Annotated in this window: 24 protein-coding genes; 16 read left to right on the top strand and 8 right to left on the bottom strand. The window is 70.0% G+C overall.

What is annotated here, in order from left to right:
* Positions 1 to 604 precede the first annotated feature (604 nt).
* From VGV13_01285 to VGV13_01255, 7 genes are all read left to right on the top strand, one after another.
* Complete coding sequence (locus VGV13_01285) at positions 605 to 964, top strand: CHRD domain-containing protein (GenBank protein HEV8639717.1); 360 nt, start codon at positions 605 to 607, stop codon at positions 962 to 964.
* Positions 965 to 1,091: 127 nt separating this feature from the next.
* A complete protein-coding gene (gene rfbA, locus VGV13_01280; GenBank protein HEV8639716.1) occupies positions 1,092 to 1,976 on the top strand; it encodes a glucose-1-phosphate thymidylyltransferase RfbA in 885 nt (294 codons plus the stop codon).
* A 54-nt stretch (positions 1,977 to 2,030) separates the two neighbouring features.
* Positions 2,031 to 2,567, top strand: a complete 537-nt coding sequence (locus tag VGV13_01275) for a dTDP-4-dehydrorhamnose 3,5-epimerase family protein (protein HEV8639715.1) — start codon at positions 2,031 to 2,033, stop codon at positions 2,565 to 2,567.
* 58 nt (positions 2,568 to 2,625) lie between these two features.
* On the top strand, positions 2,626 to 3,624 hold the full coding sequence (gene rfbB, locus VGV13_01270) for a dTDP-glucose 4,6-dehydratase (protein HEV8639714.1): 999 nt from the start codon (positions 2,626 to 2,628) through the stop codon (positions 3,622 to 3,624).
* 29 nt (positions 3,625 to 3,653) lie between these two features.
* The gene (locus tag VGV13_01265; GenBank protein ID HEV8639713.1) at positions 3,654 to 4,670 is read left to right on the top strand and encodes a S1C family serine protease; all 1,017 of its coding nucleotides are present in this window, start codon (positions 3,654 to 3,656) and stop codon (positions 4,668 to 4,670) included.
* A 14-nt stretch (positions 4,671 to 4,684) separates the two neighbouring features.
* Complete coding sequence (locus VGV13_01260; protein HEV8639712.1) at positions 4,685 to 6,091, top strand: HD domain-containing protein; 1,407 nt, start codon at positions 4,685 to 4,687, stop codon at positions 6,089 to 6,091.
* Between the two features lie 7 nt (positions 6,092 to 6,098).
* Positions 6,099 to 6,764, top strand: coding sequence for a queuosine precursor transporter (locus VGV13_01255; GenBank protein HEV8639711.1), 666 nt, complete (start codon positions 6,099 to 6,101; stop codon positions 6,762 to 6,764).
* Positions 6,765 to 6,780: 16 nt separating this feature from the next.
* On the opposite strand, the gene VGV13_01250 is transcribed toward VGV13_01255, so the two are convergent.
* Entirely contained in the window at positions 6,781 to 6,936 is a 156-nt protein-coding gene (locus VGV13_01250) for a hypothetical protein (protein HEV8639710.1), read from the bottom strand.
* 77 nt (positions 6,937 to 7,013) lie between these two features.
* Here VGV13_01250 and VGV13_01245 point away from each other — a divergent pair, with 77 nt between their 5' ends.
* The 3 genes from VGV13_01245 (at position 7,014) to VGV13_01235 (ending at position 9,711) form a co-directional block, all read left to right on the top strand.
* Positions 7,014 to 7,295, top strand: coding sequence for a hypothetical protein (locus tag VGV13_01245; protein ID HEV8639709.1), 282 nt, complete (start codon positions 7,014 to 7,016; stop codon positions 7,293 to 7,295).
* 4 nt (positions 7,296 to 7,299) lie between these two features.
* Positions 7,300 to 8,472, top strand: a complete 1,173-nt coding sequence (locus VGV13_01240) for an acyl-CoA dehydrogenase family protein (protein HEV8639708.1) — start codon at positions 7,300 to 7,302, stop codon at positions 8,470 to 8,472.
* A gap of 93 nt (positions 8,473 to 8,565) precedes the next feature.
* A complete protein-coding gene (locus VGV13_01235) occupies positions 8,566 to 9,711 on the top strand; it encodes an MFS transporter (GenBank protein ID HEV8639707.1) in 1,146 nt (381 codons plus the stop codon).
* Here VGV13_01235 and VGV13_01230 read toward each other — a convergent pair.
* On the bottom strand, positions 9,603 to 10,055 hold the full coding sequence (locus VGV13_01230; GenBank protein ID HEV8639706.1) for a VOC family protein: 453 nt from the start codon (positions 10,053 to 10,055) through the stop codon (positions 9,603 to 9,605). The genes VGV13_01235 and VGV13_01230 overlap by 109 nt on opposite strands.
* A gap of 46 nt (positions 10,056 to 10,101) precedes the next feature.
* Here VGV13_01230 and VGV13_01225 point away from each other — a divergent pair, with 46 nt between their 5' ends.
* The 3 genes from VGV13_01225 to VGV13_01215 are packed head-to-tail and all read left to right on the top strand — an operon-like array spanning position 10,102 to position 14,096.
* The gene (locus VGV13_01225) at positions 10,102 to 11,340 is read left to right on the top strand and encodes an MFS transporter (protein HEV8639705.1); all 1,239 of its coding nucleotides are present in this window, start codon (positions 10,102 to 10,104) and stop codon (positions 11,338 to 11,340) included.
* Complete coding sequence (locus VGV13_01220) at positions 11,337 to 12,179, top strand: tRNA (adenine-N1)-methyltransferase (protein HEV8639704.1); 843 nt, start codon at positions 11,337 to 11,339, stop codon at positions 12,177 to 12,179. The genes VGV13_01225 and VGV13_01220 overlap by 4 nt, the downstream gene beginning before the upstream one ends.
* A 24-nt stretch (positions 12,180 to 12,203) precedes the next feature.
* On the top strand, positions 12,204 to 14,096 hold the full coding sequence (locus VGV13_01215; GenBank protein ID HEV8639703.1) for a SurA N-terminal domain-containing protein: 1,893 nt from the start codon (positions 12,204 to 12,206) through the stop codon (positions 14,094 to 14,096).
* 261 nt (positions 14,097 to 14,357) lie between these two features.
* Here VGV13_01215 and VGV13_01210 read toward each other — a convergent pair whose 3' ends face one another.
* Positions 14,358 to 17,654 carry an efflux RND transporter permease subunit gene (locus tag VGV13_01210; protein HEV8639702.1) on the bottom strand — a complete coding sequence of 1,099 codons (3,297 nt, stop codon included), beginning with the start codon at positions 17,652 to 17,654 and terminating at the stop codon, positions 14,358 to 14,360.
* The gene (locus VGV13_01205; GenBank protein ID HEV8639701.1) at positions 17,651 to 18,886 is read right to left on the bottom strand and encodes an efflux RND transporter periplasmic adaptor subunit; all 1,236 of its coding nucleotides are present in this window, start codon (positions 18,884 to 18,886) and stop codon (positions 17,651 to 17,653) included. Before VGV13_01205 ends, VGV13_01210 begins: the two co-directional genes overlap by 4 nt.
* Positions 18,887 to 18,934: 48 nt before the next feature.
* On the opposite strand from VGV13_01205, the gene greA reads away from it, so the two are divergent.
* From greA to VGV13_01190, 3 genes are read left to right on the top strand one after another with little or no spacing between them, the layout of a single operon-like run.
* Entirely contained in the window at positions 18,935 to 19,417 is a 483-nt protein-coding gene (gene greA / locus VGV13_01200; protein ID HEV8639700.1) for a transcription elongation factor GreA, read from the top strand.
* A 1-nt stretch (position 19,418) separates the two neighbouring features.
* On the top strand, positions 19,419 to 20,324 hold the full coding sequence (locus VGV13_01195; GenBank protein ID HEV8639699.1) for an alpha/beta hydrolase: 906 nt from the start codon (positions 19,419 to 19,421) through the stop codon (positions 20,322 to 20,324).
* Positions 20,324 to 21,496 (top strand): CoA transferase, encoded by a 1,173-nt coding sequence (locus tag VGV13_01190; protein HEV8639698.1) that lies wholly within the window; start codon positions 20,324 to 20,326, stop codon positions 21,494 to 21,496. The genes VGV13_01195 and VGV13_01190 overlap by 1 nt, the downstream gene beginning before the upstream one ends.
* Here VGV13_01190 and VGV13_01185 read toward each other — a convergent pair.
* From VGV13_01185 to VGV13_01170, 4 genes are all read right to left on the bottom strand, one after another.
* Positions 21,493 to 22,302, bottom strand: a complete 810-nt coding sequence (locus VGV13_01185) for an ABC transporter ATP-binding protein (GenBank protein ID HEV8639697.1) — start codon at positions 22,300 to 22,302, stop codon at positions 21,493 to 21,495. The two genes, VGV13_01190 and VGV13_01185, sit on opposite strands and share 4 nt — an antisense overlap.
* Positions 22,295 to 23,086 (bottom strand): ABC transporter permease, encoded by a 792-nt coding sequence (locus VGV13_01180; protein HEV8639696.1) that lies wholly within the window; start codon positions 23,084 to 23,086, stop codon positions 22,295 to 22,297. Before VGV13_01180 ends, VGV13_01185 begins: the two co-directional genes overlap by 8 nt.
* A 7-nt stretch (positions 23,087 to 23,093) precedes the next feature.
* Positions 23,094 to 24,122 (bottom strand): ABC transporter substrate-binding protein, encoded by a 1,029-nt coding sequence (locus tag VGV13_01175; GenBank protein ID HEV8639695.1) that lies wholly within the window; start codon positions 24,120 to 24,122, stop codon positions 23,094 to 23,096.
* Positions 24,123 to 24,215: 93 nt separating this feature from the next.
* Entirely contained in the window at positions 24,216 to 25,346 is a 1,131-nt protein-coding gene (locus tag VGV13_01170; protein ID HEV8639694.1) for a DGQHR domain-containing protein, read from the bottom strand.
* Between the last annotated feature and the right edge of the window lie 82 nt (positions 25,347 to 25,428).

The following is a 25,428-nucleotide window of genomic DNA, read 5'->3' as shown; positions in this document are numbered from 1 at the left end:
GTACGGGCCGCAACGCGAGTGAAGCCTGAGCAGGCCCCGAAAGCTTGGATGCGAGCGCCGAGTCTCCTCTCATTGGACGAAGGCCGCCGGGGGCGATCGGATCGACCGACGTACGAAGATTGCCCTGCTCGCCGGGGTAGTGGGCGCAGCACGTACGCACGCGGGGACTGGCAACACGGGAGGCCTGTCGCTGAGCCGGGGCGACTCGGCACCCATTCCGTCGGGGGATGGGCGCGGCAGGTGTCGGAGGGGCCCATAGTACCGAGGAAGCTGGGCAACGCCAGTGGAGGGAAGGGGCCCTGGTTCGGGGTGCGCTCGGAGGAGCAGAGGGGAGGGGGATTGGCGTGAGCCTGGCAACCCCCGCGAAACTCAGGACGCTTCAAGGGGCGCTGTACGTGACGGCCAAGCAGGAACCCTCGCCCCTGCGAATGCCGCCCGTGAAACCCGTCCGAGAGCCGGATGACCGAAATGGTCACGTCCGGTTCGATGAGCGGGGACGCGAGACGGAGCGATGGACTTCTCGGCGAGAGCGGCCACGAAAGACGCCGCTCGCAGCAGGCGCCGCCGGTCCTGTACGCCACCGCGCTCGGCCTCGACTCTACCGATGATCACGTTTGAGCTCAGCTATCAAGGGCTCGAGGGCTCAGTCCAACAAGCCCATATCCACCTGGGCCGGCCCGCCATTACCGGCGGAATCGTCCTGTTCCTGTGCACGAACCTCGGGAACGCGCCGGCCACAGTGCCAACGCCCCAATCCTGTCCTGCCGCCCCGGCAACGATCTCGGGGACGCTGACCGCTGCCGACGTCGTGGCTCAGACGGGGCAGGGGATCGACGGGGCCGCCGACTTCGGGGAGATCGTGCGGGCAATCCGCGCCGGCGCGACCTACGCCAACGTGCATTCGACCCTCCGCCCAGCGGGCGAGATCCGCGGCCGGATCCGGGGGACCGGCAAGCGAGAGTAACCGGCCCGGCGGGTGGCGTGGACCGCGTGAAAAGCCCCGCCCCGCGGGGCTTTTCTCGTTTCTGCGGCCGCGCCTGACCGGTTTGGAGGTTTTCGCGGGACGGGGGGTGCCTGCTATACTCTCGGCAGTGAAGGGCATCATCCTCGCCGGCGGCTCCGGCACCCGCCTCTACCCTCTGACCATCGCGATGAGCAAGCAGCTGGTGCCGGTCTACAACAAGCCGATGGTCTATTACGCCCTCTCAACTCTGATGCTCGCCGGCGTCCGCGAGATTCTCGTCATCACGACGCCCCAGGACCAGGACGCCTTCCGGCGGCTCCTGCGCGACGGCCGCCACCTGGGGATCAGCATCGAGTACGCGGTGCAGCCGAGCCCCGACGGTCTGGCCCAGGCCTTCGTCATCGGGCGAAAATTCGTCGGCGCCGCCGCCGTCGCCCTGGCCCTCGGCGACAACATCTTCTACGGCCATGGCTTCCCCGAGTATCTCCGGAGGGCCGCGCGGCGGACCAGCGGCGCCACCGTCTTCGCGTACTGGGTGCGCGACCCCGAGCGCTACGGCGTGGTGGAGTTCGACCGCACGGGCCGCGCCGTCGGGCTCGAGGAGAAGCCGGCGCGCCCCCGCTCGCACTACGCGGTCACCGGGCTCTACTTCTACGACAACGACGTCGTGGAGATCGCCGCCGGGCTCAAGCCCTCGGCCCGCGGCGAGCTCGAGATCACCGACGTGAACCTCGCCTATCTCAACGCCGGCACGCTGCGGGTAGAGCTGCTGGGGCGCGGGATCGCCTGGCTCGACACGGGCACGCACGAGGCGCTGCTGCAGGCCTCGGGCTTCATCCAGACGCTCGAGGAGCGGCAGGGCCTCATGGTGGCCTGCGTCGAGGAGATCGCGTACACCATGGGGTACATCACGGCCGAGGACGTCCGCCGGATCGCCGAGCCCATGCGGGGGAACTCCTACGGCCAGTACCTGCTGCGCCTCGTCGAGGGCGACCGGCAGGAGTCCCGGTGACGGCGGCGGGCGCGGGACTTCCGCGCCCCGGCCCCACCTGCTAGGATTTGCCGGATGGAATTCACCCCTGACGCCAAGCGGGCTTTCAAGACCCAGTCTTACACGCCGGCGCCGGCGATCGACGGCGTCCGCATCGTCGACCTCCGACGCCACCACGACGACGGCGGCTCGATCACCGAGCTGGCACGTCTCGCCGACGGACGTCCGGAGGCCTTCGCCGACTTCACCGTGCGGCAGATCAACTACAGCGAGATCGCGCCCGGCGTCATCAAGGCCTTCCACCTCCACACGCGCCAGACCGACATCTGGTACGTCCCGCCCTCCGATCGCCTGCTCGTCGTCCTCCTCGACGTCCGCCAGGGCTCGCGCACGGAAGGCGCGCGCATGCGCTTCATGCTGGGCGACGGCGCCTCGCTGCTGGCGCGCATTCCCCCCGGGGTGGCCCACGGCGTGCGCAATCTCGGCCCCGGCCCCGGCCGCATCATCTACTTCGTGGACGTCCAGTTCTCGCCGGAGCCCTCGACGTGCGACGAGGGCCGGCTGCCGTGGGACTATGCGGGGGCCGACGTCTGGGACGTGACGCGCGGGTGATGCGGAGCCAACCCGATGTCGCGCTGGGGCGTGACGCGCGGGTGAGCCGGGTGGACGCGTGAAGCTGCTCGTCACCGGCGGCGCCGGCTTCATCGGCTCGAACTTCATCCGACACGTGCTCCAGACCCATCCGGAGGACCGGGTAGTCAACCTCGACAAGCTGACCTACGCCGGCAACCTCCAGAACCTCGCCGACGTCGCCCTGGACACGCGCTATGCGTTCGTCCACGGTGACATCGGCGACGCCAAGCTGCTGCGCGACGTGATGCGCGGGGTGGATGCGGTCATAAATTTCGCCGCTGAGTCGCACGTCGATCGTTCTCTCATGGAGCCAGACTCTTTCCTCAAGACCGACGTGTTCGGCGTCTACACGCTGCTGGAGGCGGTGCGCGAGCTGCAGATCCCCCGCCTGCTGCACATCAGCACGGACGAGGTCTACGGCAGCGTCCCCCAGGGCTCGTCGCGCGAGACCGACCCCCTGCGGCCGTCCAACCCGTACTCGGCGTCGAAGGCCGGTGGCGACCTCCTGGTGGGGGCGTACTGGCAGACGTACCGCCTGCCGGTCCTGATCACCCGCTCGTCGAACAACTTCGGGCCCTACCAGTATCCGGAGAAGGTGGTCCCGCTCTTCATCACCAACGCGCTGGACGATCAGCCGCTGCCGCTCTATGGCGACGGCCGCAACGTGCGCGACTGGCTCTACGTCCTCGACAACTGCGAGGCCATCGATCTGGTGCTCCGCCGGGGCGCCGAGGGCCAGATCTACAACATCGGCGGCGGCCACGAGGTGGAGAACATCGTGCTGACCCGCCAGATCCTGCGCCTGACCGCCAAGCCGGAGACGCTCATCCGGCCGGTCAAGGACCGGCCCGGGCACGACCGCCGCTACTCGCTGGACTGCTCCAAGGTGCGGCAGCTCGGCTGGAGGCCGCGCCACCGCTTCGACGCGGCGCTGGAGGCCACGGTCGCGTGGTACCGCCAGCACGAGCCCTGGTGGCGGCCCCTCAAGTCCGGCGAGTTCAGGACGTACTATCAGCAGCAGTACGGCGACCGGTGAGAATGGCGCGCTGATTCGAGGAGGCCCTGATGAGACGACGCGTGCTCCTGGCGCTCACGCTTCTGAGCCTGGTTCCCGGGGCGGCCCTGGGGGCGCCGTGGTCGCGCGAGCCCCGGCTGCACCCCCAGAGGATCTCCGCCGAGCCATCCTACGTCAGGCGCGTGGAGCCGGCGATCGTGGGGCTGCGGGTGCGCGCCGACGAGCAGGCGCCGTCCAGCGTGCGGCTCGGCAGCCACCGCTTCGGGAGCGGCGTCATCTTCGACTCCCGCGGCTACGCCGTCACCGTCAGCTACGTCCTGCTCGACGCGCTGGAGATCGAGGCGCAGCTCCGCGACGGCCGCCGGGTGCCGGCGCAGCTGGCCGGGCTCGACCTGGAGACGGGGCTCGGCATCGTGAAGCTGGCGGGCGGCGGGCCCTGGCCGGTGGCGGCGCTGGGGCAGTCGGGGGACATCCCGGCCGGAACGCTGACCGGCACCGTGGGCGTGGACGAGGACAACGACCTCGTCTGGGTCAGCGGGTCCGTCCAGGCCATCCGGCGGTTTTCGGGTTTCTGGGAGTACATGCTCGACCGCGCCCTGTTCGTGGCGCCGGCCAGCCGCTCGTGGGGCGGCAGCGCCGTCGTCGACGCCGGCGGCGCCGTGATCGGCATCGCCTCGCTGCGCCTGGGCGAGCCGCCTTACGTGAATGTGGTGATCCCCATCGAGAAGTTCGCGCCCGACAAGGACGAGCTGATCGCCGCCGGCCGCGTCGTCAGCCGCCGGCCGCGCCCGTGGCTCGGCCTCTACACGGCGCCCACCCGACAGGGCGTGGTGGTGGAGGGCTTCGCGCCGGTCGGCCCCGCCGCGGGGGCGGGCTTCCGCAAGGGCGATCGCATCCTCAGCGTCAACGGCATCACCGTGGGCACGCAGGAGGAGTTCTACGAGCAGCTCTGGCGGGGGCAAGCCGGCGACGTCGTCCGGGTGGCGGTGCAGCGCGACGAGGCCGTCCACGTCATCGCCGTCCGCTCCATCGACCGCTACCGGTTGCTGCGGGGCGCGCCGCGCTGAGATAATCCCCGGCGATGAAGGGCGCTGCCGACACCTACCAGGGGCGTGGGCTCATCGCCGATCCCATCCACCAGTACATCCTGTACACGCGGCCGGGGGGGATGGCGGGGGAGGCGACCGAGCAGGACGTCATCGACACGTCCTGGGTGCAGCGGCTGCGACGGATCCCGCAGCTGCAATCGGCCCGCTGGGTCTTTCCCGCCGCCGAGCACAGCCGGTTCCAGCACTCGCTGGGGGCGATGCACCTGGCGGGACGGCTGGCCCAGCAGCTCTACCCGTCGCTGCGCGCGATCTTCCCCGAGGGGCCGTCGGTGGCGCTGCTGGAAGAGCTGCTCCGGATGGCCGGGCTGCTCCACGACGTCGGTCACGGCCCCTTCGGTCACTTCTTCGACGACAACTTCCTGATCGACTACGACCTGACCCACGAGCTGGTCGGACAGCGGATCATCCGCGAGGAGCTGGGCGAGATCCTGCGCCATCTCCGTCGCAGCCCGTCGGGAGCGTTCGCCGCCGGCGAGCAGATCGACCCCGAATGGATCTGCTACCTGATGGGCAAGGGCTACACGCAGCCGCTGGACTCGCACCCCAGGTGGCTGTCCTTCCTCAAGCCCCTGCTCTCCGGCGTCTTCACCGCCGACAACATGGACTACGTGCTCCGCGACGCCTACATGTGCGGCGTGGCGGTAGGGCCCATCGACATCGAGCGCATCATCTACTACTCGTTCTTCTCGGAGAAGGGGCTGACGCTCGACCGGGGCGGGCTGCAGGCGTTCATCATGTTCCTCAACGCGCGCTTCTACATGTACACGAACGTCTACTACCACCGCACGACACGCGGGATCGACCTGCACCTCAAGGAGATCTTCCGCGACACGATGCGGCTGGCCTTCCCCTACGACCTCCGCAAGGAGCTCCATCCCTATTTGCACCTCACGGAGTGGACGCTGCTGGAGGAGGTCGGCCGCTGGCACGACGCCGACGACACCGAGAAGAAGGCCCTGGGCGCCGAGTGGCGGCAGGTCCTCGATCGAAAGCTCAAGTGGCGGATGGCGCACGAGGTCGTCCTCGACCTCTTCGAGCCCAAGCGCGGGCAGGGCTTCCTCGACGCCGAGACGGTCGAGCGGCGGGTGCGCATGTTCCTGCCGCCCCGCCTCGCGCGCGTGCCGTTCAGGATCGACATGGCGCTGCAGGATCCCCGCCCGCTCAACCCCCTCAAGATGGGCGACCGGCAGATCTACGTGTACGACGCCTCCACCGGGCGGGTGGCGGTCGAGCCGCTGACCGAGCTCCTCAAGTACCTCCCCGGGAAGGTGGCCCAGTGCCGGATCTTCGCGGTGACCCACGAGCACGACGCCGAGCTGGCCGCCGCGCTGGAGCGGGCGCTGGGCGAGGAGCCGCCGTCGATCCTCACCAACGTTTAGCGGTCGCCTGGGGATGAGCTGGCGGTTCATCACCTGCGCGGCGCTGTTCATCACGTGTCTCTTGACCGCCAACGTGATTGCCGCCAAGCTCGTGGTGGTCGGCGGCGTGGTGCTGCCGGCCGGCATCGTCATCTTCCCCGTCTCCTACATCGTCGCCGACGTGCTGACGGAGGTGTGGGGCTACGGGGCCGCCCGGCGTGTCATCTGGCTCGGCTTCGCCGGCAACGCGGTGATGGCGCTGGCGATCTGGATCGGCGGCGAGCTGCCGGCGGCGGCGTTCTGGAAGGGCCAGGGCGCCTACACGGAGATCCTGGGCCAGACGCCGCGGATCGTGCTGGCCTCGCTCCTGGCCTACCTGGCGGGCGAGTTCGCCAACGCCTACGTCATGGCCAAGGTGAAGATCCTGACGGCCGGCCGCTGGCTCTGGGTCCGCACGATCGGCTCGACGATCGTCGGCGAGGGGCTCGACTCCGCCGTCTTCATCACGCTCGCCTTCGGCGGCGGCCTCCCGCTGGGGACGCTGGGGGCGATCATCGCGGCGCAGTGGTGGGTCAAGGTGGCCTATGAGGCGGTGGCGACGCCCCTGACGTACGCGGTGGTGGGCTGGCTGAAATCGAGCGAGCGGGTGGATACGTTCGACTACCGGACCGACTTCAACCCGATCCGGTTGTAGCCGTGTGGAGGCGGCTCTACTGGCCCGGCTGGGGGTTGGCCACCGCGCTGACGGCGATCGTCGCCGGATTCATGGTGAGCCACGCGCTGCTGTTGGGACAATTCCTGAGCTGGATGGTCGCGTCCGGGAGGGAACGGATGCTGAGCCAGACGTACCCGGTGTTCGCGCTCACCGAGGGCCGCGGGGGCCTGGCGGTGTTCTACGCGCTGTGCGGCCTTCAGGCCGTCGCCGGGCTGGCCTTCCTGGCCCTTGGCCCTCGTCGGACGGCGCCAGCGGCTGGCCGCCGCCGTGGCCGGGCTGGCCGGTCCGTTGTGGCAGGGCACGCACTTCGGCTCGGGCTTCGGCCGGGTGGAGCAGGCCGTGCTGAGGAGCGTGACGGAGGCCGCGCCGGAGGCGGCCGTGCGATTCGTCGCGTGGAACGTGCCGCTCCACGTCTTCCATGCGGCGACGCTGGTCGTGGCGCTCGGCGCGCTCCTGTCCATTCCGCTCCTGGAGCTGCGACGAGCGGCTCGGCGTACTGAAGGGGAGTGAACCCATGGAGAAGTTTCGCGGCGTCGACTACTACGGCATCGAAGACCTCTTGAGCGAGGAGGAGCGGATGGTGCGCGATGCCATCCGCGACTGGGTCGAGGCCGAGTTCCTCCCCCTCGTCACGCAGCACCACCGCGCCGGCACCTTCCCGGTCGAGCTGATCCCCAAGCTCGGCGAGCTGGGCGTCTTCGGGGCGACGCTGAAGGGCTACGGCTGCGCCGGCCTGAACAACGTGGCCTACGGCCTCATCATGCAGGAGCTCGAGCGCGGCGACTCCGGCCTCCGCTCCTGCGCCTCCGTGCAGAGCGGGCTGGTCATGTACCCCATCTACGCCTACGGCTCCGAGGCCCAGAAGGAGACGTGGCTGCCGCGGCTGGCCCGCGGCCAGACGGTCGGCTGCTTCGGCCTCACCGAGCCCGATTTCGGCTCCGACCCGGGCGGCATGAAGACGCGCGCGCGGCGCCAGGGCGGCGCCTACGTGCTCAACGGCACCAAGCTCTGGATCACCAACGGTTCCATCGCCGACGTCGCGGTGGTGTGGGCCAAGGAGGACGACGGCGAGATCTACGGCTACCTCGTGGAAAAGGGGACGCCGGGGTACTCGACGCTCGACATTTCGGGCAAGTTCTCGATGCGCGCGTCGATCACCTCCGAGCTCTCCTTCCAGGACTGCCAGATCCCGCTCGACAACAAGCTGCCCAACGTCAAGGGGCTCAAAGGCCCGCTGGGCTGTCTCTCCCAGGCGCGCTACGGCATCGCCTGGGGGGCGGTGGGCGCGGCCATGGCCTGCTACGACTGGGCGCTGCAGTACGCCCAGCAGCGCGTCCAGTTCGGCAAGCCGATCGCCTCGTTCCAGCTCGTGCAGCAGAAGCTGGTGTGGATGATCACGGAGATCACCAAGGCCCAGCTCCTGGCGCTGCAGCTCGGACGGCTCAAGGACCAGGGCCGGGCCCGGCCCCAGCAGGTCTCCATGGCCAAGATGAACAACGTCTACATCGCGCTGGAGACCGCCCGGATGGCCCGCGACGTCATGGGCGCCGCCGGGATCGTCGACGAGCACCCGGTGATCCGTCACATGATCAACCTGGAAACCGTGAAGACCTATGAGGGCACGCACGACATCCACTCGCTCATCATCGGCCGCGACATCACCGGGCTGGACGCCTTCGGAGTGTAGGCGACGCACCTTGGGCTGAGCCCCGAGGCCGGGCGCCCTGCCCTCTCGCTGGTCGTCGCGGCCCTCACCCTGGCGCTCCAGAACGGCATCGTGATGGCCTTCGCCGTCCTCTACCTGCCGCTCATCGCCGAGTTCGGCGGCTCGCGCGGCGAGGTGGCGACGGTACAGTCCGCCGTCCTGCTCCTGGGCGGCCTCGGCGGTCCGCTGATCGGCTGGGCCTTTGATCGCCTGGGGCCGCGGCGGCTTTTCCAGTGGGGCGCGCTGCTGGCCGCCGGCGCCTTCGTCCTGGCCAGCCGCGCGCCGTCGTTGCCGGCGCTGGTGGCCGCCTACGGGATCCTGGGCGGGCTCGGCCTCTCCGCGCTGGGCAGCCAGGCCAACATGCTCGTCGCCGCGCTCTGGTACCCCGGAGCGCGCGGCCGCGCCATCGCGGCGGTGGACCTCGGCACGGGCTTCGGCGCGTTCTGCTTCATTCCGCTGGCCCAGATGCTGGTGGCCGCCGTCGGCTGGCGCAGCACGCTGCTCGTGTGGGCGGCGCTGCTGCTGGTCGTGGTGGTGCCACTCAACGCGTTCCAGCGCCTGCCGGCGCGCGAGGTGGCGCCGCCGACCCCCGAGCCCGCGCCCGAGCGGGCGGGGTGGACGCTGGCGCTCGCGCTGCGGTCGCCGTCGTTCTGGTGGCTCGGCGCGACCCGGTTCTTCGCCGCCTGCGCCTTTCCGCTGATGAACACGCACATGGTGGCCTATGCCGTGGGCCAGGGGATTCCGCCCGCCACCGCCGCCACCGCGCTTGGCACGGTGAGCCTGGTCAGCCTGGCCGGCCGGCTCACCACCGGCTGGCTGTGCGACCGCATCGGGCGCGCGCCCACGCTCACGCTCACCTACGCCAGCGCGGCGGTCGGGATCGGGTCGCTGACATTGCTGGCGGCCACCGGCTCGCCCCTCTGGCTCGCGCTCTACGTGGTCTTCTACGGCATGGCCCAGGGCTCGAGCGGCATCGTGGCCTCGGCCCGCGCCGCCGACGTCTTCGCCGGCGCCTCGTTCGGCGCGATCTTCGGCTGGCTGGCGCTCGCCGCCGGACCCGGCGAGGCGCTGGGGCCGTGGATCGGCGGGGAGATCTTCGACGTGACCGGCAGCTACCTGGGGGCCTTCGCCTTCGCGGTGGCCTCGCTGGCCGCCGGCGTGTTCGCCATCTGGCGCGTGCGGCCGGATTCGCGCAGATCGACGTACAGCTCGATCTCGTGACCGTCGGGATCGCGGATGCTGAGCGAGCTCGGAGTCTCGCCGAAGGGCGTCAGGCCGTGCTTCTCCACCCAGCGCCGGGCGGCGACCAGGTCCTCCAGCGATTCGCCGACCTCGAACGCGATGTGATAGAGGCCGGGCACGCCCTTGGGCTGCGGGCCGGGGCCCTCGGCGCGCGCCACTTCGCAGGAGACGTCGTGATGGTGGCGCCCGGCCGAGAAGAAGGCGATGCGCCCGCCCTTGCCCGTGCCCGTTTCGGCGAGCCCCAGGACGTCGCGGTAGAACCGGCGCGCAGCCGGGAGGTCGCGGACGAAGAGCGAGACGTGCCCCAGCTCGAGGATTTTCAACGGTGCCGGTGTCTCCATCGCGCGGTTAGTGTACCATTGCGGGGTCATGGCTGATTCGAAGCCGGCGGCCTACACCGGGACCGCCGCGCCTGCATTCGTCGCCGAGATCACCGAGCGCGTCCGGCCCAACGTGAAGTTGATCGGCCTCCTGGCGCTCGGGCATCTCGTCGTCGACGTGAACCAGGGCTCGCTGCCGGCGGTGCTGCCGTTCCTCAAGGCCGCGCACCACCTCTCGTACGCCGAGGCGGCGACGATCGTGCTGGCGGCGAACGTCACCTCCTCGATCATCCAGCCGCTCTTCGGCTATTTCGCCGACCGGGTGGCGCGGCGCTGGCTGCTGCCGCTGGCGGTCTTGCTCTCCGGGATGGGACTCGGCCTCACGGGCGTGGCGCCGGGCTACGGCACGCTGCTCCTGCTCATCGCCGTCATGGGGCTGGGCGTCGCCGCCTACCATCCCGAGGGCTACAAGACGGCCTCCAGCGTCGCCGGGGATCGCAAAGCGACGGCGTTGTCCTGGTTCTCGCTCGGCGGCAACGTCGGCATCGCGCTGGGTCCGCCGGTGATCACGACGCTGGTGACGGGCCTCGGCCTGGCGGGCAGCCTCGGCATGCTGGCGCCCACCGCGCTCGTGGGGGCGCTGCTGCTGGCGGCGCTGCCGATGTTGGCACCCTCGGCGCCCTCGCCGGCGGCCCCGGACGCCGCCCCGGTGCGCGGTGTCCACATGCCCCGGGCCATGGCGCTCCTGATCCTGGTGGTCACGATCCGCTCCTGGACCCAGCTCGGCTTCACGACCTTCGTGCCGTTCTACTACGTCGACTACCTCAAGGCCGATCCGCGACTGGTGGGGCCGCTGCTCTTCGTCTTCCTCGGCGCCGGCGCGCTCGGCACCGTGATCGCCGGTCCGCTGGCCGACCGGTGGGGCGCGCGGCCGTTCATGAGCTGGGTGTTCCTGGCCGCCGCGCCGCTGGGGGTGCTCTTCCTCATGGCGCGGGGCGCGCTGGCCTTCGTGGCGCTGGGATTGTTCGGCGCGGTGCTCGTCTCGTCGTTCACGGTGGCCGTGGTGCTGGGCCAGGCCTATCTGCCGCGCAACGCGGGGATGGCGTCGGGCCTCATCGTGGGGTTCGCCCTCGGCGCCGGCGGCCTCGGCGTGACGGTCCTCGGCTGGATCGCCGACCATTACGGCCTGCCGGCGGCGCTCTGGATCAGCGCGCTCTTGCCGCTGGCCGGCTTCCTGGTGGCGCGGTTCCTGCCGTCGCCGCGCGACCGCCAGTCGCTGACGCGATGAACGACGGCCTCCCGCTCCAGGACGGCGAGCAGGTGCTGCTCATCGATCAGCGCGGCAAGCGCCACCTGCTCTTCCTGCGCAAGTCCGAGACGTTCCACTCCGACCGCGGCTGGATCGCGCACGACGCGATCATCGGCCAGCCGGAAGGCAGCTGGATCCGCAGCTCGCTGGGCCTGCGCTATCTGGCGCTCCGCCCCACCCTCGCCGAGTTCGTGCTGGAGATGCCGCGGGGTGCCCAGGTCATCTATCCCAAGGATCTGGCGATGATCCTCTTCTGGGCGGACATCTTCCCCGGCGCCCGCGTGCTGGAGGCGGGCACCGGCTCAGGCGCGCTCACGCTGGCCCTGCTCCGGGCCGTCGGCCCCGAGGGGCGGATCATCACCTACGAGCAGCGCGACGAGTTTGCGCGGCGGGCGGTGGCGAACATCCACATGCGCCTGGGCGAGGTCGGCAACCTCACCGTGCGGCTGGGTCCCGTGCAGGACGGCATCGCCGACGAGGGGCCGGTGGACCGGGTGGTCCTCGACCTGCCGGAGCCGTGGAAGCTCACCCGCCTCGTCGCCGGCGTGCTGCGGCCGGGCGGGATCTTCCTCGCCTATGTGCCCACCATCCTCCAGTCGCATCAGCTGTCGGAGGCGCTCCATCGCGAGCCCCACTGGGCGCTCGTCGAGACCTTCGAGGCGCTCATGCGCCCCTGGAACATCGAGGGCCTGTCCGTCCGCCCGTTCCACCGCATGGTCGCCCACACCGGCTTCATCACCGTCGCCCGTCGGGTCGTGCCCGAGGAAGACGGCTCGCCGGCGCCGCGGCTGGCGCCGGAGAGCGATCGCGCCGAGTAGTCCGGTCGGCGTCCAGGAGTCCAGATGATCGCGTTCATGCGTCGTTACCGCCGAGGCCTCCAGGTGGGGCTTCTGCTCGTCATCGCCGCCTTCGTGGCGTCGCTCTTCGTCTTCGGCGCCAGCGGGCGCGGCGGCGATAGCCGGGCGAGCGTTGCCACCGTGAACGGCGAGGAGATCAGCATCGATCAGTACCAGCGGCGGTACCAGGACTACCTGGCCGCGTACGCCCAGATGCTGCGCGATCGCTTTTCGCCGGAGATGGCCGAGCGGTTCGGACTGCCCCATCAGGTCGTGGAGGACCTCGTCCAGGAAGCGCTGATAATGCAGCGGGCCCGCGCAGAGGGTTTGGAAATCAGCGACGACGAACTGAACGCACACATCCACGCGATTCCTGAGTTTCAGGAAGGCGGACGGTTCACGCTTCGCCGTTATCAGGATGTTCTCAGGCGCAATGGCTACACCACTGCGGCGTTCGAGAAGGAGAGACGCCGTCGCCTCACCCGGCTGAAGGTCGAGAACGCCGTCCGGGGTGGCGCCAAGGTCTCCGAGGGCGAGATCGAGCAGGCGTTCGTCCACATGCGCGAGGAGGTGGGCGCGGCCTGGGCGCTGGTGGAGCTGGCGCCGCTCATGGCCTCCGCGGGCGCGACCGACGACGAGCTGCAGGCGTACCTCAAAGACAACGCGACCGAGTTCCGTCAGCCCGAGCGGCGCCGCGTCCATTACGTTGCCGTCGATCCCAAGGACTTCACGCGACCCGCGCCGGAGGCCGAGGTCCAGAAGTACTACGCCGAGCACGGAGCCGAGTTCGAGACGCCGCGCCAGGTCCGCGCCGCGCACATCCTGGTGCGGGTGCCGGAGACCGGTGGCAGCGGGGCGGAGGACGAGGCGAAGGCCAAGGTCGTGGACGCCATCCGCCGGGCCCGGGCGGGCCAGGACTTCGGCAAGCTCGCCCGCGAGCTCTCTCAGGATCCAGGCTCGGCCGCGCGGGGTGGCGACCTCGGGCTCGTGAGCAAGGGCGAGATGGTGCCGGCATTCGAGCAGGCGCTCTTCGCGCTGAAGAAGGGCGAGGTCTCCCCGGAGCCGGTCCGCACGCCCTTCGGCTTCCACGCCATCAAAGTGCAGGAGGTCCGCGAGGGCGGTAAGCGGCCGCTGAAGGACGTGGCCCCGCAGATCCGCCAGCGCCTGCAGAGCGAGGCCGCCGACCGAGCGGCCAGGGCGAAGGCCGAAGCGGTCCGCGCGAAGCTCCTCGGCGGCGGCGACTTCATGGCCGAGGCCAGGAAGCTCGGGCTGGGCCCGGTGGAGTCGATCATCGCCCGGAAGGAGAGCGTGCCCGGCCTCACGCCCCCCGATCCGATACAGGAGACGGCCTTCTCGCTGGCCCAGGGCGGCGTGTCCGTCCCGGTGCGAACGCCGGCCGGCTACGTCGTCCTCAAGAGCGTCGAGACGATGCCGGCCGCCGTCCCGCCGCTGGCCGAGATCAAGGACAAGGTGGTGACGGCGGTCAAGCGACGGAAGGCCGAAGCGCTGGCGCTGGAGAAGGCCAAGCAGATCGTCACCAACGCCCAGAGCGGCGATCTCGCCGGCGCGGCCCAGAAGGTGGGCGCCACCGTCGGAGAGACGCCGCGCTTTTCGCGGACCCGGCCCGCCGAGCGGCTGCCCGGTGACGCCATGCTGGCCGCGCTCAAGACGCCGGTCGGCGCTCTCAGCGAGCCCGTGAAGGCGCCCCAGGGCTACTACGTGATGAAGGTGCGGGAGCGCGTGCCCCCCGCCCCGAGCGCGCCCGGGCCCGAGCGCGACAAGATCGCCGACGAGCTCCTGGCGCGCAAGCAGAGCCACGCGTGGCAGGCGTGGATGAGCAGTGCCCGGGCCCAGGCCAAGATCGAGATCTCGTCGCGTCTGCCCGGCCCGCGCAGCTAGTGCCGTTCTAACTTGTTGATACTAAATCTGTCCACGAACGACGTACACGGTGCCTTCCTAGGCGCGAATAGTTGGAACGGCACTAGCCTGCGGCTTTTCTCGATCCTCCTCGCCCGGGCCAGGGAGCGAACGCTTAGGGGTCTGTCGGCGAATCGGGCGAGCTTATTGCGGTCACTATTTTGTCGTTTCGAGCGCCGGCTCCGCCGGCGCAACTCCACTGGGGAGGTTCAGAGGGGGCCGCGAGGCCCTCTCTGACTCAGCTCAGGGCAGCAGCGTCCGCGCGCTCTGCCAGGCCCGGCGGGCCGAGACGCGGCGGAGCTTCGGGAAGCGGATCCAGGAGAACGCGCGCAGGCGGGTCAGGTCGTCGAACAGCGAGTAGATCACCGGCGTGGCCACCAGCGTGACGAGAAGGCAGAGCGCCTGGCCGCCGACGACCGCGGTGGCCAGTGAGGCCCGCGAGGCCGAGCCGTCGCCTCGCCCCAGCGCGACCGGCAGCATGCCGGCGATGATCGCCAGCGTGGTCATCAAGATGGGCCGGAGCCGCGCGCGGTCGGCTTGCATCTGCGCCTCGTAACGTCCGAGGCCCCGCGCCCGCAGCACGTTCGTGTAGTCCACTTGCAGGATGGCGTTCTTCTTGACCACGCCCATCAGGAGGAACAGCCCCATGATCGCGTAGATGTTGAGCCGCTTGCCGACGATCAGAAGCGTGAGGAGCCCGAAGGGCACCGAGAGGAACATCGAGAGCATGATCGTGATCGGGTGCAGGAACGACTCGAACTGGGCGGCCAGCACGATGTAGATGAAGGCCAGCGAGAGGACCAGCGCGACACGGAAGCTCTGGAGCGACTCCTGGAGGAGCTTGCCGCGCCCCGTCGTCACGATGCCGTACTCCAGTGGCATCCTCTGCCTGGCCACGCCGGCGTAGGCGTCCCGGTAGGCGTCGGCCAGGGGTTTGCCGTATAGGTTCGAGATGACCGTGATCGAGCGCTCCTGGGCGTACCGCTCGATCTGGCCGGGGCTCATGCCGCTGCCGATGGCGGCCACGTTGGCCAGCCGGACGAGCCGGCCATCGTTGGCCGGCACGAAGAGGTTCGGCAGCGCCCCCGGCCGGCCGCGGAAGTCCTGGTGGAGCCGGAGCCGGACGTCGTATTGCTCGCCCAGCTCCCGATAGAAGCCGACCTTCTCGCCCCCGACCATGGTGCGCAGCGTGGAGGCGATGGCGTCGATGCGGATGCCGAGGTCGGAGGCCTTCTGGCGGTCGATGTGCACCTGGACCTCGGGCTGTCGATAGGCCACTGCGGTGTCGAGGTCGACGAAGCCGGGCTGCTTCCGCAGCTCGGCGATCACGTTGCCGGCGAACTCCTCCAGCCGGCCCAGATCGGGGCCGCGGACGATCAGGTTGAACTCCGTCTGGCGGAAGCCGCCGCCCCCGATGAGATTGATGTTCTGCGCGCTCACGCGCATGCCGGGGAAGGCGGCGAGCCGCTGGCGGACCTCCTGCTTGAGCTCGTCTTGCGTCCGCTTCCGTTCGCTCAGGTGGGTGAGGCCCACGTAGATCGAGATGTCGGTGACGTTGGCCTGGGCCTGGCCGCGGACCCCCACCGTGGAGAAGAGCGTCACCACCTCGGGGATCTTGCGGATCTCCGCCTCCATCTGGCCGACGATCTCCGCGGTGCGCTCCAGGGACGAGCCCGGGGGCGCTTCGGCGACGACCTCGAACTCGCTCATGTCGTCGTTGACGACGAAATCCAGCGGCGACGTCTTCCAGAGGTAGACGCCAGCCCCCAGAATGGCCAGGCCGACGAGCACGACGACCCACCGGTGGTGCAGGGACCAGCCGAGCAGCCGCTCGTAGCCGCCCTCGAGCTTGCGGTAGATCGGACCCTCTTTGGAGGTGCGGCTGACGCCGCCCTCGGCGCCGCGGGTTGCGTCCGCCCCGCGCGGCGGGAAGATCCGGGCCCCCAGCATCGGCGTCAAGGTGAAGGCCATGAGGAGCGAGACCATGATGGCGAAGGTGGCGGTGAGGCCGAAGGAGTTCCAGAACCGGCCGACGAGGCCGCCCATGAAGGCCACGGGCAGGAAGATCACCACCAGCGAGAGCGTGGTGGCCATGACGGCCAGCGCGATCTCGCGGGTGCCGGTGATGGCCGCCTCGAACGGCGGGCGCCCCTCCTCCTCGATGTGCCGGTAGATGTTCTCCAGCACGATGATGGCGTCGTCGATGACGATGCCGGTCGACAGCGACAGGCCCAGCATCGTGAGGTTGTTGAGGGTGAAGCCGGCGATCCGCATGGCGGTGAAGGTGGCCACGATGGAGCACGGGATGGCCAGCGCGGCCACGAACGCCGGGCGAAGCTTTCGCACGAGGCCGAAGACCGCCATGGTGACCACGCAGGCTCCCCCCGTCACTTTCAGGAGGAGGTCGGCGTCGCCGGTCATGAAGACGGCGCCGATGACGCCGACGATGAGACCGACCGCGGCCGTCTCCCACCAGAGGAGGTTGCCGATGAAGACGGCGACGATCAGGCTGGCCAGGAGCCCGCCCAGCAGCAGGTGGTCCTGCACCTCGTGGATCGAGCGCCGGATGAACCGGCTGAGGTCGCGCACGATGTCGAACCGGATGTCCTGCGGCAGCCCCTTCTGGATGTCGGCCAGCTTGGCCTTGAGCGCGTCGACGACGGCGACGGTGTTGGTCCCGGACTGCTTGCGGATGACCAGCGAGACGGCATTGCGGCCGTTGAGGCGGGACAGCGTGCGCGGCTCCTCTTGACCGTCCGCCACGGTGGCGATGTCGCGCACGCGGACGGGCCCGCCCTTGAGGTCGGCGACGATCAAGTCCTCGAAGCCCTGGGGAGAGGCGACGCGCCCGAGCGTGCGCACGCCCTCCTCGCGGGCGCCGCCGGTCAGCCGCCCGCCGGGGATCTCGACGTTCTGGCGGGCCAGCGCCTCCTTCACCTGCTGGATGCTGAGCCCGTAGGCCGAGAGCTTGTCGGGGTCGACGGAGACCTGGATCTCGCGCTTGCGGGCGCCCACCAGCGTGATGGCGCCCACGTCCTTGACCGTCTCCAGCTGGCGCTTGATGCGCTTATCGGCGAGCTCCGTGATCTCGCGGGCCGACCGCTGGCCGGAGACGACGACGGCGAGGATGGGCGCCGAGTCCGGGTCGGCCTTCTCGATCACCGGCAGCTCGGTGCCGGGAGGCAGCCGAGAGAGGACGGCCGACACCTTCTCGCGGACGTCGTTGGCCGCCTCCTGGACGTTGCGCTCGAGGACGAACTGGGCGAAGACCTGGGACTGACCCTCGATGGAGGACGAGCGCAGCTCGTCGAGCCCGGCGATCGTGTTGACCGCCTCCTCGATCACCTTGGAGATCTGGCTCTCCACCTCCTCCGGCGAGGCCCCGGACAGGCGCGTGGTGATGGTGATCGTGGGCAGATCGACCTTCGGGAAGATGTCGACGCCGAGCTGGAAGAACGACGCCAGGCCCAGCACCACCAGCGAGGTGATCAGCATGGTCGTGAAGACCGGACGCCGGACGAGGATCTCGAGCACGCTCATTGACGCGAGGCGATCGTGATCGGCGCGCCGTTGAAGAGCGCCGGGAGGTTGGAGGTCGCCACCGGTTCGCCCGCCTTCACGCCCTCGGCGACCTCCACCCAGTTGCCCTGCCGGTCACCGGTCCGCACCAGGCGCTCCTCCACGGTGCCCCCGCTGACCACGAAGACCTTGCTGAGGCCGGCCACGTAGGTGATCGCGTCGGCGGGGACGAAGACGGCGCTGGCGGCCGACTGGGTCCGCACGCTGCCCTTGGCGAAGAAGCCGGGACGGAGGGCGCCCGACTCGTTGGGCACGCGCGCCTCCAGCACCAGCGTGCGGGTCTGGACGTCCACGGCCGGGGCCAGGCGCAGCACCGTGCCCGTGAACTCCCGGCCCGGATAGGCCTCCACCGTCAGCCGGACCGTCTGGCCCACCGTCAGGGCGGGCGCGTGCCGCTCGGGGACCGTGCCCACGTACTTCAGCGGGTGCATGACCACGAGGGTGAAGATCGGCGTGTTCTCCTTGACGTACTCGCCGGCCGAGATGTGCCGCTTGGCGATGACGCCGGCCATGGACGCCCGCACGGTGGTGTCCTGGTGGCGCTTTTCGGCGATGCCGAGCATGGCCTCCTGGCGCTGGAGCTCGGCCTCGGCGGCCTTGACCTGATCGGGGTACTGGGCCAGGGTGACCTTGGCGGCGGCGAGCTGGGAGGCGGCGACGTTGAAGCTGTTGCGGGTGTTGTCGACGTCGCGGGCGGCGATGAGCTGCCGCTCGTAGAGCTGCTGGGAACGTTCCAGCTCCGACTTCGCCCACTCGTGCTGCGACTGGGCGCGGTCGACCTCGGCCTCCAGCGTGGCCAGGGCGTCGCGCTGGCGGCGGAGCTGGGCCGCTGCCGCCGCCACCGCGGCGCGTCCCTGCGCCACCGCCAGCTCGAACTCGCGCCGGTCGTAATCGGCCAGGACGTCGCCCGTCGCCACCCGGTCGCCCAAGTCGACGCGCAGGCGGACGATGGTGCCGGGCTGCTCGGATTTGGCCTGCAGCTCGTCCCCCGCGACCAGGCTGCCCGCCGTCTCCACCGCGCGCTGGACCGCCCGCGCCTCCGCCCGTCCCACCGTGATCGGGATCGCGCGCAGGGCGGGTGACGCCGCCCCGCCCTCGCGCGATCTGGCGCCGGCCGGCGCGTCGGCCTGCGAGCGGTTGCAGGCGGCGGTCAGCAAGAGCGCGAGGAGCAGGACGGCTCGCCGGGAAATCACTGGATGAGGATACACCGGAGTTGACTGGCCATGTTATCGTGTACCGGCATGTCAGGGCAACGCACACCTATGACCCGCGGGGGCTACGACAAGCTCAGCGCCGAGCTGGATCGGCTGAAGCGGGCCGAGCGTCCGGCGATCTCCAAAGCGATCGCCGAGGCCCGCGCGCACGGCGACCTCAGCGAGAACGCCGAGTACCACGCGGCGCGGGAGAAGCAGAGCTTCATCGAGGGACGCATCGTCGAGCTCGAGACCAAGATCGGCAACGCCGAGGTCATCGATCCACCGAGCGAGGGCGAGCGGGTCACCTTCGGCTCCACGGTGGTGCTGGAGGACGAGGCGGGCAAGGAGTACCGCTACTGGATCGTCGGCTCCGACGAGGCGGCGCCGGCCAAGGGCAAGATCTCGATCCTCTCGCCGCTGGCCCGCACGCTGATCGGCAAGAAGATCGGCGACACGGTCACCGCGCAGCTGCCGGGCGGCCAGAAGACCTTCGACATCATCAACGCCAACTTCCCCTGGTCGGACTGACGTGCCCACCGCGCGGGTCGACGGCGTCCACCTGTTCTACGAGGAGCTCGGCCAGGGCCTGCCGCTCGTCTTCGTCCACGAGTTCGCCGGCGACTCCCAGAGCTGGCATCTTCAGATGCGATTCTTCCCCCGGCGCTACCGCGCCATCGCCTTCAACGCCCGCGGCTATCCGCCGTCGGACGTGCCCGAGGATCCGGCGGCCTACTCCCAGGATCGTGCCGTCGACGACATCCGGGGGCTGCTCGACCACCTGAAGATCCCCCGGGCGCACGTGTGCGGGCTCTCGATGGGCGGCTACGCCGCGCTCCACTTCGGGCTCCGGTATCCTCAGCGCGCGCTGTCGCTGGTGGTCGCCGGCGCCGGATACGGCAGCGTGCCGGGCGAGCGCGAGAAGTTCCGGCAGGACGCCGAGCTGACGGCGCGGCGCTTCGAGCAGGAGGGCATGGCCGCCGCCGCCCAGTTCTACGCCAACGGGCCCACGCGCGTGCAGTTCAAGGACAAGGATCCCAAGGGCTGGCAAGAGTTCTACGAGCGGCTCGCCGCTGGCTCGGCCCGGGGTCACGCGCTTACCCTGCGCGGCGTGCAGCTGACGCGGCCGTCGATCTTCGACCTCGAGGACCGGCTGGAGCGGCTCGAGGTCCCCACGCTCATCGTCACCGGCGACGAGGACGATCCGTGCCTGGAGCCCGGCATCTTCATGAAGCGCAAGATCGCCACGGCGGGGCTGGTCGTCATCCCGAAGTCCGGCCACACCGTCAACCTCGAAGAGCCGGAGGCCTTCAACCGCGCGGTCCTCGACTTCCTCACCGCCGTGGACGCCGGGCGGTGGCCGCGCCGCAATCCGCAGTCGCAAACGGGCTCGGCGATTCTGCCCGGCCCGCTGGCCGAGCCCGCCCAGAGCCGGTGATGGCGGCGCCGCTCCCGCTGGCCCACATCACGGTGATCGATCTCACCCGCGCCCGCGCCGGCCCCACCGCCGTGCGCCAGCTCGCCGACATGGGCGCCAACGTGATCAAGGTCGAGACGCGCGACGTGGTCGAGGGCGATTCGACGGCGATCGGGTTCGACTTCCTGAACCTGCACCGCAACAAGCGGGCGATGACGCTCGACCTCAAGCACCCCCAGGGGGTCGAGATCCTCAAGCGGCTGGTCGCCCGCGCCGACGTGCTGGTGGAGAACTTCCGGCCCGACGTCAAGCATCGTCTGGGCATCGACTACGAGGCGCTCTCGGCGATCAACCCGCGCCTCGTCTACGGCTCCATCTCGGGCTTCGGGCAGACGGGGCCGTACCGCGACCGCCCGGGCTACGATCAGATCGCCCAGGGCATGGGCGGTCTGATGTCCGTCACCGGGCTGCCCGGTCAGGGACCGGTGCGCGTGGGCATCCCGGTCGCCGACCTCGCCGCCGGCCTCTTCCTCGCCCAGGGCATCCTGGTCGCGCTGCTGGAGCGGGAGCGTTCCGGGCGGGGCCAGTGGGTCCATACTTCGCTGCTCCAGGCGATGGTGACGATGCTCGACTTCCAGGCCGCCCGCTGGCTGATCGACCGTGAGATCGCGCCCCAGGCGGGCAACGACCATCCCACCGGCATCCCCACCGGCGTCTTCACGACCGCCGACGGTCACATGAACATCGCGGCCTCCGGCCAGGTGATGTACCGGCGCCTCTGCGAGGCCATCGGCGCCAAGCACCTGCTCGACGATCCGCGCTTCAAGACGCTGGCCGACCGCTCGAAGAACCGCAAGGCCATGAACGAAGAGCTGAACAAGGTGCTCGGGCAGAAGACGAGCGCCGAGTGGATCGACACGCTCAACCAGGCCGGCGTGCCCTCGGGCCCCATCTACAACATCCAGCAGGTCTTCGAGGACCCGCAGGTGCAGCATCTCGGGCTGGCCCAGCCGGTGCGCCATCCCGAGCGTGGCGAGATCAAGGTGCAGGGCCTGCCGGCCGCGCTCTCGCGCACTCCCGGCGCCATCCGCCAGCCCGCGGCCACGCACGGCGAACACACCGGCGAGATCCTGCGCGAGCTCGGCTACACGCCCGCCGAGATCGCGGATCTCGGCCGGGCCGGCGTGGTCTAGGCGCCGCCGTCCCGCGCGGCCCGCAGACTCTCCTCCCGGATCAGCGCCAGCACCTCGCGCTTGAGCGCGTTGAAGAGGGGCGAGGTGGTGATCTCCAGCGCGCGCGGGCGGGGCAGCTCGACGGGCAGGCGCTTCTTGATCCGCCCGGGGCGGGCCGTCATCACCGAGACGCTGTCGGCTAGGAGCAGCGCCTCCTCGATGTCGTGGGTGATGAACAGCACGGTCTGGTGGTGGCGCTCCCAGACGGACAGCAGCAGCTCCTGCATGAGCGAGCGCGTCTGGGCGTCGAGGCTGCCGAAGGGCTCGTCCATGAGGAGCACCTGGGGCTCCATGATGAGCACGCGGGCGATGCCCACCCGCTGCTTCATCCCGCCCGACAGCTCCGCGGGGTAGTGCGACTCGAAGCCCCGCAGCCCCACCTGCTCGAGCAGCGCGTCGACCTGGGGCTGGTACTGGCCGGAGCGGAGACCGCGCGTCTTGGGGCCGAAGGTGATGTTGTCGAGGACGGTGTACCAGGGGAAGAGCGCCGGCTCCTGGAACACGACGCCGCGACGCGGGTCCGGCCCCTCCACGGGCTCGCCGTGGACCAGCACCTGGCCGCGGGTCGGACGGTCGAAGCCGGCCACCATGTTCAGCAGTGTGGACTTTCCGCAGCCCGACGGGCCGAGGATGGCCGCGAACTCGTTCGGCTCGATGGCGAGGTCGATCGACTGCAGGGCCTCCACCCGGCGCCCCCGCTTGACGAACTCCTTCCAGACGTCGACGACCTGGACGGTGGGACGCCCGGGCGGCGGTCGCTCAGGCATGCGCCTCCAGCGTCCGCCAGCGTAGAACGAGCCGCGAGGCGACGAGGATGAGCCGGTCGGACAGGAAGCCGAGCAGGCCGACGGAGAACATCGTCGCCACGCAGATGTCCATGCGGCCGACGTAGTAGGCGTCCCAGAGCACGTAGCCCAGCCCCGACTTCACCGCGATCATCTCGGCGACGATGACAGCCGTCCAGGCCACGCCCACGCCCAGGCGCAGCCCCGTGAAGATCGACGGCAGCGCCGACGGGAAGACCACCTTGCCCAGGATCGTCGCCGGCCCGGCCCCCAGCATCCGGGCGGCGCGGAGCAACAAGAGATTCGTGTCGCGGACGCCGTGGGTGGTGTTCACCACGATCGGGTAGAAAGCCCCCAGCCCGATGAGAAAGAGCGCCCCCGCGTCGTAGATGCCGAAGACCGCGATCGAGAAGGGCAGCCAGGCCGTGATGGGGACTGGACGGAGCAGCTGGATGGACGGGTCCACGACGTTGGCCACCAGGCGGTTCCAGCCGATGAAGAGCCCGAGCGGGATGCCTACGCCCGCGGCGATGAGGAAGCCCTGGAGCACCCGCCGCGAGGAGTAGAGAACGTTGGCCAGCCACGTGCCCGAGTAGGGCGACAAGCTCCGGCCCGGCGGGCCGAAGATCCACTTGTACCAGGACTCGACGACCTGGGCGGGGGCGGGGATGATGCCCGGCAGCACCCACTGCGAGGTGACCGCGACGTGCCAGAGGGCCAGCAGCGCCAGCGGCAGCAGTACGAACCAGGGACCGCGGCGGCTCACGCCGGGCTCAGAGATTCTGGCCCAGCTCCGCGGGCGACTTGCCCGTCGCCTTCGACAGGAACTCGTAGGTGTAGTGCTGGGCGATCTCGCCCGACACGTCCCGCGTGATGACGCCGTTGTCGGAGAGGAACCTCGAGATCCGGGTGATCGAGGCCATGGGCAGCGTGGCGTCGAGCCTGGTGATCCGGATGGACTCGGCGGCGACGGGCTCCGGCAGCCCCGCCTTCTCGGCATAGATCTTCGACCACCGCTGGGGGTTGGCCTGCGCGAACTGGAGCACGTCCAGGTAGGCGACGACCAGGCGCTGGACGGCGTCACGATGCTTCTCCAGAAATCCTCGGTTCACGGCCAGCACGGCGATGAGGCCGCCCACGGTCTGGGAGCGGTTGTGGTCGATCGCCGGATACTGGGCGTAGCCGTCGAGGATGCCCTGGGCGCAGAACGGCTGCCACACGACCGCCAGGTCGATCTCTTTACCCTGGAGCGCCTTGAGGTAGTTGGCCCCCCCGCCGACGATGTTGGTGACCCTGAGCTTGCCGTAGTCGATCCCGTGCTCCTGGACGGAGGCGGCGAACTTCAGCCAGGAGATCGACCCGGCGCCGACGCCGATGCGCCTGGCGGCGACTTCCTTCCAGTCCCGGACGTCCTCGCCCTTGCGGACGACCAGGCAGTCGTTGCCGGAACCGACGCCGGCCACGCCGACCAGCGACCGGGCGCCCTGGGCCACGGCCAGCGTGATGTCCTGGGGGCCGAAGGCGGTGATGTCGAGGTCGCCCGAGGCCAGCGCGGTCCGCGCGTCGGCGAAGCGCTGGAACATCACCGTCTCGATCTGGAGGTTGTACTTGGCCGCGTACTCCGGCAGCAGCCAGAGCGGCGAGAGCGCGGGGACGTTCAGCATGCCCAGCTTGGCCTTCACCGGCGCCGGCAGGGGCGTCCGGATCGCATCGCTCTGAGCCAGCGCGATGGAGGCGACGAGAGCGATCGAGGCGATCAAGGCGAGGGCGGCGACGAGGGCTAGCACGGTCGATCGCTTCATATCTACCTCTTCTCTTGTCCGAGCGGCGGCTTTGCCGCCGCCATCGATCCTGGGGGAGGCATGGGAGGGGGCCGTCGAGGCCCCTTCCCAGTTCTAGCGCAGCCCGTCGCGCAGCTCGCGCACGAGGAGCTCGACCGTCCCTCGGGTACCGCCCGCCAGCTTGAGCTTCCACTCGCCCTCGGTCTCGAAGCGGCGATCGCGCAGCCGCTCGGCCCAGGGCTTGATCGCCTCGCGGATGGCGTGCAGCTCGAAGGGATCGCGCTTGAGCTCCCGGGCCCGAGCCATCACGTCGGGCGCCACCCGGATGAAGGCGCGCAGGGCGGCGCCCGTCTTGATCGAGTACTTGCGCCCTGCCCAGGCCGTGGGGAAGGTCGAGGAGATCGCCTTCACGTAGTTCAGGAAGAAGCGCTTGGCCCCGTGCCGCAGCTCCTGGATCTTCGCGCCTCCGCCGATCTTCTCCACCGTCTCCAGGAGGTCGACGATCTCCTCGGCCAGGGGCGCCTGGCTCACCCGGCCCCGGCCGGTCCCGAGCATCTTGACCTCGCCGTGGAGCGGGGAGGTCTCGTCCTCGTTCAAGGAGCGGATCACGTCGTGGGCCAGCGCCTGGTTGGGGTCGGGGTAGAGCTTGCGTCCCGACAGGCTGATGATGTGGGAGGGGTTCAGGCGCGTGTGCTTCGCGTTGATCGTCACGAACAGCTCGACGATCTGCCGCGCGTCGAGCGTGTCGAAGAGGACGGCGGGCACCTCGATGCCCATCTGCTCGCCGGCTTGGTTGAGCGCGTGGAGCGCCAGGAGGCGATGCTGTCCGTCCAGCACGCGCAGGACGCCGTGCTCCTCGGGGATCTGCAGGAGCCCGATGTCGTGGTGGCCCGTGATCGGGGTGAACGTGAACCGCTTCTCGGAGGTGATGATCACGGCGCCGGGAATCGGCGGCAGCGTCCCGGCATCCTTGCACTCCCGGTAGTACGCGACCAGCTCGTCGATCTTGCGGCGGATGACCGGCCGCTGGTACGCCGCCTCGCTCTCGCTGATGCGCTTTTCCAGGGCGTCCCAGTTGACCCGCGCGCGCACCTTGGCCCGGCTCTTGGGCGTCTCGTCCTTGGGCCCCCCCGAGTAGCCGAGCACCTCGAACTTGACCAGGCGGTCGATGTCCTTGGCCGAGAGCCCCGCCTGGTAGAACTCCACGCCGAACTGTTTGATGCGGCGCGCCGGCACGGTGATCATAGGTGCCCAAGGCTACCCGACCTCCAAGTACGTGTCAATAGAGGCGTTTTTAGCTCTGACGCCACCGGTAGTTCCGCTCGAC

The organism is Candidatus Methylomirabilota bacterium (assembly GCA_036001065.1).
In the GTDB taxonomy this organism is placed as follows: domain Bacteria; phylum Methylomirabilota; class Methylomirabilia; order Rokubacteriales; family CSP1-6; genus MNEF01.
The sequence above is the reverse complement of the archived record's forward strand: the minus strand, read 5'-3'. Positions and strand labels throughout refer to the sequence as shown.

What these genes read in the sequence shown, in the direction of transcription:
- VGV13_01285 (HEV8639717.1), top strand. Translation starts at nt 605, where the DNA reads ATGATCACGTTTGAGCTCAGCTATCAAGGGCTCGAGGGCTCAGTCCAA.
- VGV13_01275 (HEV8639715.1), top strand. Translation starts at nt 2,031, where the DNA reads ATGGAATTCACCCCTGACGCCAAGCGGGCTTTCAAGACCCAGTCTTAC.
- VGV13_01265 (HEV8639713.1), top strand. Translation starts at nt 3,654, where the DNA reads ATGAGACGACGCGTGCTCCTGGCGCTCACGCTTCTGAGCCTGGTTCCC.
- VGV13_01260 (HEV8639712.1), top strand. Translation starts at nt 4,685, where the DNA reads ATGAAGGGCGCTGCCGACACCTACCAGGGGCGTGGGCTCATCGCCGAT.
- VGV13_01240 (HEV8639708.1), top strand. Translation starts at nt 7,300, where the DNA reads ATGGAGAAGTTTCGCGGCGTCGACTACTACGGCATCGAAGACCTCTTG.
- VGV13_01235 (HEV8639707.1), top strand. Translation starts at nt 8,566, where the DNA reads ATGGCCTTCGCCGTCCTCTACCTGCCGCTCATCGCCGAGTTCGGCGGC.
- VGV13_01225 (HEV8639705.1), top strand. Translation starts at nt 10,102, where the DNA reads ATGGCTGATTCGAAGCCGGCGGCCTACACCGGGACCGCCGCGCCTGCA.
- VGV13_01220 (HEV8639704.1), top strand. Translation starts at nt 11,337, where the DNA reads ATGAACGACGGCCTCCCGCTCCAGGACGGCGAGCAGGTGCTGCTCATC.
- VGV13_01215 (HEV8639703.1), top strand. Translation starts at nt 12,204, where the DNA reads ATGATCGCGTTCATGCGTCGTTACCGCCGAGGCCTCCAGGTGGGGCTT.
- VGV13_01210 (HEV8639702.1), bottom strand. Translation starts at nt 17,654, where the DNA reads ATGAGCGTGCTCGAGATCCTCGTCCGGCGTCCGGTCTTCACGACCATG.
- greA (HEV8639700.1), top strand. Translation starts at nt 18,935, where the DNA reads ATGTCAGGGCAACGCACACCTATGACCCGCGGGGGCTACGACAAGCTC.
- VGV13_01190 (HEV8639698.1), top strand. Translation starts at nt 20,324, where the DNA reads ATGGCGGCGCCGCTCCCGCTGGCCCACATCACGGTGATCGATCTCACC.
- VGV13_01185 (HEV8639697.1), bottom strand. Translation starts at nt 22,302, where the DNA reads ATGCCTGAGCGACCGCCGCCCGGGCGTCCCACCGTCCAGGTCGTCGAC.
- VGV13_01175 (HEV8639695.1), bottom strand. Translation starts at nt 24,122, where the DNA reads ATGAAGCGATCGACCGTGCTAGCCCTCGTCGCCGCCCTCGCCTTGATC.
- VGV13_01170 (HEV8639694.1), bottom strand. Translation starts at nt 25,346, where the DNA reads ATGATCACCGTGCCGGCGCGCCGCATCAAACAGTTCGGCGTGGAGTTC.